The sequence below is a fragment of the Streptococcus mitis SK1080 genome (assembly GCF_000220085.1).
Classification (GTDB): Bacteria; Bacillota; Bacilli; order Lactobacillales; family Streptococcaceae; genus Streptococcus; species Streptococcus mitis_K.
Genome location: NZ_AFQV01000021.1, coordinates 144,304 through 154,290, shown reverse-complemented (window position 1 = coordinate 154,290; position 9,987 = coordinate 144,304). Strand labels below are relative to the sequence as shown.

At 38.6% G+C, this 9,987-nt stretch carries 6 protein-coding genes; 1 reads left to right on the top strand and 5 read right to left on the bottom strand.

Annotated elements, in window-relative coordinates; genetic code table 11:
* The 5 genes from HMPREF9957_RS09100 to HMPREF9957_RS13800 form a co-directional block, all read right to left on the bottom strand.
* The coding region (locus tag HMPREF9957_RS09100) for a glycosyltransferase family 8 protein (RefSeq protein ID WP_000709335.1) at positions 1-735 on the bottom strand (735 nt) is incomplete at its 3' end.
* A 52-nt stretch (positions 736-787) separates the two neighbouring features.
* Positions 788-2,251 (bottom strand): glycosyltransferase, encoded by a 1,464-nt coding sequence (locus tag HMPREF9957_RS09095; protein ID WP_000219491.1) that lies wholly within the window; start codon positions 2,249-2,251, stop codon positions 788-790.
* A 15-nt stretch (positions 2,252-2,266) separates the two neighbouring features.
* A complete protein-coding gene (locus HMPREF9957_RS12290; protein WP_000966483.1) occupies positions 2,267-3,538 on the bottom strand; it encodes a hypothetical protein in 1,272 nt (423 codons plus the stop codon).
* Positions 3,539-3,590: 52 nt separating this feature from the next.
* Positions 3,591-4,763, bottom strand: a complete 1,173-nt coding sequence (locus tag HMPREF9957_RS09085; protein ID WP_000413732.1) for a glycosyltransferase — start codon at positions 4,761-4,763, stop codon at positions 3,591-3,593.
* A 357-nt stretch (positions 4,764-5,120) separates the two neighbouring features.
* A complete protein-coding gene (locus tag HMPREF9957_RS13800) occupies positions 5,121-6,029 on the bottom strand; it encodes an LPXTG cell wall anchor domain-containing protein (protein ID WP_369665126.1) in 909 nt (302 codons plus the stop codon).
* Here HMPREF9957_RS13800 and HMPREF9957_RS13795 point away from each other — a divergent pair.
* On the top strand, positions 5,926-9,984 hold the full coding sequence (locus HMPREF9957_RS13795) for a leucine-rich repeat protein (protein WP_369665125.1): 4,059 nt from the start codon (positions 5,926-5,928) through the stop codon (positions 9,982-9,984). The genes HMPREF9957_RS13800 and HMPREF9957_RS13795 overlap by 104 nt on opposite strands.
* The last annotated feature ends 3 nt before the right edge of the window (positions 9,985-9,987 follow it).

Genomic DNA, 9,987 nt, shown 5'->3' with positions numbered 1-9,987 from the left:
TTCTTCATTCCAAGGTTTATTATATCCTAAGTAATGTAAGATACGAGGCATTCGATTCTCTTTTATAGTGGTTCTCTCTTTTTTAAATTCACTAATCTCGTATGCATCATATCCGACTAAAAAATTATATGTATCTTTCAAGGGTAACCATTCTTCTCCAAATGCCATAATCATAATTGATTGATCTCCATTTGGTACATGCATATAATGTTCTCGAGTCAATTCTATCAATTTTTCTCGTACATTTTCTTCTCTCCAACGCTTTAAATTAACGACTAATACTCCCGCATTCAGTTCTTTTTTGATATCATTGTGCTTTGACGGATCCAGGTCGCTATCATTTACTGCTGCTACATAACAGCCATCTAAATCATACTCTAACAAATGATCTACTTTTCCTGTTACCAGTAAATCACAATCTAAATAAAGTGCTACATCTTCTTTCACAAAATCCGCCATATAATAAATAAGAAATTTAGTTGCTGATATATGCTTACTATTATTAACATTAAACTGTCTCAATTCCTGTTCTTCTTCAGACAATCGAATATTACAAACCCTAGAATCAAATGGAGTTAACCAATTTTGCAGAGCTCCAAACCATTCTTGTGGAATACTCCCGTTATTGAAAATATATATTTTCAAATTTCTATGATAAGCACACAATGATTTTATAGTTACAATAGCTTGTTCACAATAACTTCTATCAAAACATAATACAATAGCTTTTTTCATTTTGTATTTACTCTTTCTGAATTTTACAAACAGCTTACTAAAAAGCACAAATTTAATCTTTTATCAATACTCTCCACTTTTCTGCAATGACCTCATCCAAATAAGAGGCTGCAATGCGATATGAATGCTGCGATACTTCATTTTGATTCAAATCAAAAAACTCCAATACGGCCTTCGTCATTCTTTCAACACTTTCTTCTTTATCTTGACCTTCAGAATAGGGAACTAAATAACCATTCTTCCCATTTTGAATAAAGGTAGGTGCTCCGTAAGGGACATCTAAACCTACTAATCCCATACCAGAAGCCACCCCTTCAAGTAAGGTTAGCCCCAAGGTTTCCCAAGAAGAAGTTGATAGATAGAGCTGGTGTTTTTTATACTCTTCTTTTAAATTTTGATAACCACGTAACCTTATATACTCTTCCGCATTTAGCTCTGAAATCAGTTGGTTCAATTTATGATAATCCTCCCCTTGACCATAGATATCCAAAGTAAATCCTGGTATTTTCTCTTTGACCTTTGCTCCTACCTTAATCGCTATATCGACTTGTTTGCGATAGTTTAAGCGAGCAGCAAGCATAGCCGAATAAGGAACCATCGTCTCTACATTGCTCTCGATACTTTCGATACTAGCAGCTGGTATCACACAAATCGGACAGCTAGGTAAGCCCATCTCTCTTAGATAGTTCTCCAAGTCTGTTTTTTGTGCTTCTGTCGAAACAATCATAAAGTCAAAAGAAGTCGCATGTTGAAATAAATAATGATACTCATTATTCATCGCTCCCGTTTTATATTGATGGAGAGAGTGAAGAAAAACTCCTATTTTTGCATGATTGCCATATTCCAAAATTGCCTGTGAAAAGGAAAATCTAGAGACCCTGTCCATAAGGACGACATCAGCAGAAGAAAGGGACAAGGATTGGATAAAATATTGCATCAAGTCATATTCGCCTTCAAGCCATTCTGAACCAAATCGATACCGTGTTTTTCCTAACGATTGGAAACCTTCATAGACCACTTCACTTTCGGAATTATAGAAACACCTTTTGCTCCACTGATAAGTCCCTTGGTCAAACCACTCTCTACATATCAAATGAGAAGTATAATGATCTCTCTGATAGAGTGTATCTTGATAAAAATGATCAACCTGATAAACTATTCCATCCTCACATTTCAGAAATAGCCTATGATCTTCAGATATTTGATAAACGATTTGATGCTGGTCTCTCTCAACTATCGGACTATTCTCTAGATGCAGTCTACTAATCATCTCTTCACTAGTGATAGTTGATTGTACACCTTTTTCTCCTGCTAAGTAAAAGGGAGCAATCATCATTTTATCCAGAGGAATCCCTATATGTTGAAAATAAAGAAAATCTTCTCTTGGAGGAAGGACAGAAAAGATGTAATGAACATCCAAATCCATCTTTTTAAAGATCCTAGCACGATTGGCCTGAGAACGATCTACACCATTTGGTTCGTACCCTACTAATAAGTCGAATAGATAAACTGTCACTTAATTTTTCACCTTTCAAAAAGCTCTATTGTAATCTTCTTTAGTAGAAGATTGAATCCATTTCCATTGCTTTTGCAAAGCCAAATGATACATTTCCTCTGAAACGACAACCTTTTTGATAGCATCAATCAAATCAGCCGCAGCTTGACTGGAAGATAGATGCTCAGGACAGATAAAACCTCTCCTATGCTGGGTCTCCTTAAAAGCAAATAAAAGCAACCCTTTTTCTAAGGATTCTTCCACGGCATTCAATATTTCTATACTATGGTTAATATCTAAATACAAACTACACTGAGCTAGCAAACTTTCATACTCTGCCTGGCTAATCCCTGGATGTAAATAGACATTTTCACATCGTTCAAGATCCAATAGTCTAGGTCCCATATTCGTCAGAGCAGCGATATGAAACTCAATCATCGGCAGCTTCTCAATAATTTCCTCTATTTTTTCAATTTCTTGTGTGTGAGTCATGATGAGCGCGCGATGGTGATTCACATTCATTTTTGAAGGATACAAGGGACTAATATGATGAATTTTATCGTTTGGAGCAAGGGATTCAAATACCGAATAATGATAAACGTAGAGTCGATCTACTCTTGATAAGTATTCTTCTATTTCTTGGATTTGAATCGGTTCTTTAGAAGAATAAACTGCAGAAACTTTTTGACGATCTAAGTAATCCGCTATTTCTAAATCTCCAACAACTAGCACTTCATTTTCTAAATCAAAGAGCTCTAAACAAGCCTGCCATAGTTCATCTTCAGTATAAATATGGGTGATTTCATCTTTAAATAAAGTATATAAGCTTCGCTCTACATTTTTAATCATTAGTAGAGTATTTTGAGCATCATAATAATGAACCGAGATACTCTTTTCTGATTCATCCATTATTTCCTGCTTATAACGCCAACCATTTTCTAAATAGTAATCGCAGCTTATAACTTTTCCCTGACTATCCCACCATTCAACCCTGTCTACTGTATATAATTCTTTACAACGATAGAAAATCTGACCTCGTTGAATATCTTTATCCCATATGGTTGCGCAATCTTCTTCCATACAAATTTCCCAATATTTAGGAACCACCACCCTCAAAGCTATCAATGATTCACTTTTATATTGATTTAATGATGATTTCTTCGCAAGTAGCATCGGTAAAAAATGAATGTAATCTTGAGGTCTTTCTACATAATCCAGGGTTAAAACATGAACCTCAGTACCAGAAGAAAGTACATCTTCTACAAATTGCTGCTCGGCTGGACTATACTGCTTTGTTAGATAAAGCATCTATATCTCCTTTAATTCCTCCATAATCATAAGCTGATTAAAACGACAAATCCTATAAAGATAGAATGTAATCACACATCTTTTGCGGTTCTGAACTAGAGAATACCTGATCTACATGATAGGGATTCACTACCGTATCAAATGTTAGGATTGGTTTTCCTTTTTGTTTTGCAGTTTCAATTACTTGTTGATTTTTTTCCTCATAGTTAATGTCTAAATAAATATCACACTCATCAACCAACCGATTACGATTCCAATCTAAAATAGCTGGATATAATCTCACATTTTCATATTTTCGTAAACAATTCAGAACATCACCCATCAATGTATTAGCTGCTATATGAAACATGAAATTTGGTAAATGAGTCACTAGATAATCGATCTGTTCCAATGACTGACTATCTGTCATAATAAATAGGTCACGTTTTTTTCTAGGTGTTTTATGACCCGTAATTTCTGACCAGTCCATCATTGAATATCTCCACCATACTTCTCTTAAACGAGAAAAGGATCTTAAATTCCAAGGCTTATCTCCTGAAAGATAATGAATAATCGCTGGCAATGGATCTGTCGACATCTCTAAAATAAAATACTGCTGTCTCTCCTCTGCAATTCGATCATAACCAACTTGAAAATTGTAAGTATCATCTAATACGATATAGCGTTCCCCTGCCACTCGATTAAAGACAGTTTGATCGGATTCTAGCAATGTTTCATGATCCCTATCAGTGATTTCGATTAAAGTCGCTTGAATATTTTCTTCTTTCCACAACTTATTATTAACTAGTAAGACACCCGAATTAAATCTATCTTCTAATCCATAAACAACTTTGGCCGCTGCCAAAAGTTTATCCCCAAGTTCGATTTCAAATAACTCATTTAGCGTTCTCGTTACAATCGTATCACTATCCAAATACAGCACCTTATCTTCTTCCACAAATTGTGGGATAAAGTATCTCGCAAAAGACATATGGTTCATATGAGCCCCAAACGGAGGTAACTTCCATGTTTCTGAGACCAATCCACTTGTCAGCTTCACATCAACTAATTCACTCTGTTTCTGACTCATTTTTTCACGAACACTGATAAACCATTCCTGAGGAATATCTTGATTCAAAATATAAACTTTGCAATTGTCATGATGATAGCAAATTGACTTTAATGTTGCTTCTATATATCGAATATAGCCATAATCACCAGCTAAAACAAATGTTAATTTTTCCATTGTATTTACCTATTTCCTATTTCTATTTATTTTCCAGATAATTTATAATTTATTTTCAAACTCAACAAACATCAAAGAGCACTACATACCTATAGTAGAAGAATGTTAAAAACGCTTAAAAAGATTGTGAAAGAGTATAGATTCAATTCAAATCTCGGGCTTTCTTTATACTAAATCATTTGACCTTGTCTTTAGAATATCAAATAAAATTATAAAATATTGAAAGATATTTCCATTCTAAATTATATCATCATTTTCCCTCACAAGACAACCAAAAACCCTTGAAAAGTTTAACTTTTCAAGGGTTTTCTTTCAGTATTTTTTGCTTAATAAGAAAACTTTTTATTGGTATTCTTATTAATCTTCCTGATCATTTTTACGGCGTTTCGCAAACAGACCTAGACCAGTCACAGCTGCCAAAGCTCCTAAAAGTACAGATGATTTAGAGGCTTCTGTACCAGTATTTGGCAATTGTTTTCTTGACTTACCTTCTGATTCTGTTCTTGTCTCAGAAGATAATACGTCCGCTGATGTCGATACGCTTGCTGAAGCTGGCGTATTTGCTGATGTTGATACTGAATCACTTGCTGAAGCTGATCCGCTTGTTGAGGCAGATACAGATTCAGAAACAGATGTACTTACTGAAGCTGACGCACTTGTTGACTCTGACGTTGCTTTAGAAACTGATTCGCTCACTGAGTTACTTGTTGATGCCACTTCTGAGGCTTTTTCTGAAGCTACCTTAGATGCTGACTCGCTCACTGAGTTGCTGGTTGAAGCTACTTCTGAGGCTTTCTCTGAAGCTACCTTAGATGCTGACTCGCTTACTGAGTTGCTGGTTGAAGCTACTTCTGAAGCTTTCTCTGAAGCTACCTTAGATGCTGACTCGCTCACTGAGTTACTTGTTGATGCCACTTCTGAGGCTTTTTCTGAAGTTACCTTAGAGGCTGATTCGCTCACTGAGTTACTTGTTGATGCCACTTCTGAAGCTTTCTCTGAGGTAAGTTTAGATACTGATTCGCTTACTGAGTTGCTGGTTGAAGCTACTTCTGAGGCTTTTTCTGAGGCTACCTTAGATGCTGATTCGCTTACTGAGTTGCTTGTTGAAGCCACTTCTGAGGCTTTCTCTGAAAGAACTTTAGAAACCGACTCACTTACTGAGGTGCTTGTTGAAGCTACTTCTGAGGCTTTCTCTGAAGTTACCTTAGATGCTGATTCACTTACTGAGTTACTTGTCGAAGCTACTTCTGAGGCTCTTTCTGACATAAGTTTAGAAACTAATTCGCTTACTGAGTTACTTGTTGAAGCCACTTCCGAAGATTTCTCTGAAGCGAGTTTAGACGCTGATTCGCTTACTGAGTCGCTTGTTGATACTGACGCACTTGTTGAAGCTGACTTGGATACAGATGTACTTGTTGAATCATCGACACAAGAACATTTCGGTGAAGCAGAAATACTTGCACTAATTGAAGTAGAAAGTGAAGCTGATTCTGAAGCTTTCTCTGAAGCGAGTTTAGATGCTGACTCACTTACTGAATTACTTGTTGAAGCTACTTCTGAAGCTTTCTCTGACATAAGTTTAGAAACTAATTCGCTTACTGAGTTACTTGTTGAAGCTACTTCCGAAGATTTCTCTGAGGCTTTCTCTGAAGTTACCTTAGACGCTGACTCACTTACTGAGTTACTTGTTGAAGCTACTTCTGAGGCTTTCTCTGAAGCTACCTTAGACGCTGACTCACTTACTGAGTTACTTGTCGAAGCTACTTCTGAAGCTTTCTCTGAAGCTACCTTAGAGGCTGATTCGCTTACTGAGTTACTTGTTGATGCCACTTCTGAGGCTTCTTCTGAAGTTACCTTAGAGGCTGATTCGCTTACTGAGTTACTTGTTGAAGCTACTTCTGAGGCTTTTTCTGAAGCTACCTTAGAGGCTGACTCACTTACTGAGTTACTTGTTGATGCCACTTCTGAAGCTTTCTCTGAAGCTACCTTAGATGCTGACTCGCTTACTGAGTTGCTGGTTGAGGCCACTTCTGATGCTCTTTCTGACATAAGTTTAGAAACTAATTCGCTTACTGAGTTGCTGGTTGAAGCTACTTCTGAGGCTTTTTCTGAGGTAAGTTTAGATACTGACTCACTTACTGAGTTACTTGTTGAAGCCACTTCGGAAGCTTTCTCTGAGGTAAGTTTAGATACTGACTCGCTTACTGAGTTGCTGGTTGAAGCTACTTCTGAAGCTTTCTCTGAGGCTACCTTAGAGGCTGACTCGCTCACTGAGTTGCTGGTTGAAGCTACTTCTGAAGCTTTCTCTGAAGCTACCTTAGATACTGACTCGCTTACTGAGTTGCTGGTTGAAGCTACTTCTGAAGCTTTCTCTGAAGCTACCTTAGAGGCTGACTCACTTACTGAGTTACTTGTTGAAGCTACTTCTGATGCTTTTTCTGAGGCTACCTTAGATGCTGATTCGCTTACTGAGTTACTTGTTGATGCCACTTCTGATGCTTTCTCTGAGGCAAGTTTAGATGCTGATTCGCTTACTGAGTTACTTGTTGAAGCTACTTCTGATGCTTTTTCTGAGGCAAGTTTAGAAGCTGACTCGCTTACTGAGTTGCTGGTTGAAGCCACTTCTGAGGCTACCTTAGATGCTGATTCGCTCACTGAGTTACTTGTTGATGCCACTTCTGAGGCTTTTTCTGAAGCTACCTTAGATGCTGACTCGCTCACTGAGTTGCTGGTTGAAGCTACTTCTGAAGCTTTTTCTGAAGCTACCTTAGATGCTGACTCGCTTACTGAGTTACTTGTTGAAGCCACTTCTGAAGCTTTCTCTGAAGCTACCTTAGATGCTGACTCACTTACTGAGTTACTTGTTGAAGCCACTTCTGAAGCTTTTTCTGAAGCTACCTTAGATGCTGACTCGCTTACTGAGTTGCTGGTTGAAGCTACTTCTGAAGCTTTCTCTGAGGCTACCTTAGATGCTGATTCGCTTACTGAGTTACTTGTTGATGCCACTTCTGAAGCTTTCTCTGAGGTAAGTTTAGATACTGACTCGCTTACTGAGTTGCTGGTTGAAGCTACTTCTGAAGCTACCTTAGATGCTGACTCGCTCACTGAGTTGCTGGTTGAAGCTACTTCTGAAGCTTTTTCTGAGGCTACCTTAGAGGCTGATTCGCTTACTGAGTTACTTGTTGATGCCACTTCTGATGCCACTTCGGAAGCTTTTTCTGAGGTAAGTTTAGATACTGACTCACTTACTGAGTTACTTGTTGAAGCTACTTCTGAGGCTTTTTCTGAAGCCACCTTAGATGCTGACTCGCTCACTGAGTTACTTGTTGAAGCCACTTCTGAGGCTTTCTCTGAGGTAAGTTTAGATACTGACTCGCTTACTGAGTTGCTGGTTGAAGCTACTTCTGATGCCACTTCTGAGGCTTTCTCTGAGGTAAGTTTAGATACTGACTCACTTACTGAGTTACTTGTTGATGCCACTTCTGAGGCTTTTTCTGAAGTTACCTTAGAGGCTGATTCGCTCACTGAGTTACTTGTTGAAGCTTTCTCTGAAGCTACTTCTGAAGTTACCTTAGAGGCTGATTCGCTTACTGAGTTACTTGTTGAAGCTACTTCTGATGCTTTCTCTGAAGCTACCTTAGATGCTGATTCGCTTACTGAGTTACTTGTTGAAGCTACTTCTGAAGCTTTTTCTGAGGCTACCTTAGATGCTGATTCGCTTACTGAGTTACTTGTTGATGCCACTTCGGAAGCTTTCTCTGAGGTAAGTTTAGATACTGACTCGCTTACTGAGTTGCTGGTTGAAGCTACTTCTGATGCTTTCTCTGAAGCTACCTTAGATGCTGATTCGCTTACTGAGTTACTGGTTGAAGCTACTTCTGATGCTTTTTCTGAGGCAAGTTTAGAAGCTGACTCACTTACTGAGTTGCTGGTTGAAGCCACTTCTGATGCCACTTCTGAGGCTTTCTCTGAGGTAAGTTTAGATACTGACTCACTTACTGAGTTACTTGTTGAAGCTACTTCTGAGGCTTTCTCTGAAGCTACCTTAGAGGCTGACTCGCTCACTGAGTTACTTGTTGATGCCACTTCTGAGGCTTTTTCTGAAGTTACCTTAGAGGCTGACTCGCTCACTGAGTTACTTGTTGATGCCACTTCTGAAGCTTTTTCTGAAGTTACCTTAGAGGCTGATTCGCTTACTGAGTTACTTGTTGAAGCTACTTCTGAAGCTTTTTCTGAGGCTACCTTAGAGGCTGACTCACTTACTGAGTTACTTGTTGAAGCTTTCTCTGAAGCTACTTCTGAAGCTACCTTAGAGGCTGACTCGCTCACTGAGTTACTTGTTGAAGCTACTTCTGAGGCTTTTTCTGAAGCTACCTTAGATGCTGATTCGCTTACTGAGTTACTTGTTGAAGCTACTTCTGAAGCTTTTTCTGAGGCAAGCTTAGAAGCTGACTCGCTCACTGAGTTACTTGTTGATGCCACTTCTGAAGCTTTCTCTGAGGTAAGTTTAGATACTGACTCGCTTACTGAATTGCTGGTTGAAGCTACTTCTGAAGCTTTCTCTGAGGTAAGTTTAGATACTGACTCGCTCACTGAGTTGCTGGTTGAAGCTACTTCTGAAGCTTTTTCTGAAGCCACCTTAGATGCTGACTCACTTACTGAGTTACTTGTTGAAGCCACTTCTGAGGCTTTTTCTGAAGCTACCTTAGATGCAGATTCGCTTACTGAGTTGCTGGTTGAAGCTACTTCTGAAGCTTTTTCTGAGGCTACCTTAGATACTGACTCACTTACTGAGTTGCTGGTTGAGGCTACTTCTGAAGCTTTTTCTGAAGCCACCTTAGATGCTGACTCACTTACTGAGTTACTTGTTGAAGCTTTCTCTGAGGCTACTTCTGAGGCTTTCTCTGAGGCTACCTTAGATGCTGACTCGCTTACTGAGTTGCTGGTTGAAGCCACTTCTGAAGCTTTTTCTGAAGCCACCTTAGATACTGACTCACTTACTGAGTTACTTGTTGAAGCCACTTCTGAGGCTTTCTCTGAAGCTACCTTAGAAGCTGATTCGCTTACTGAGTTACTTGTTGAAGCTACTTCTGAAGCTTTCTCTGAGGCCACCTTAGATGCAGATTCGCTTACTGAGTTGCTGGTTGAAGCTTTCTCTGAGGCCACTTCTGAGGCTTTCTCTGAAAGAACTGTTGAAGCACTTGCAGACATTGACTTGTAGATC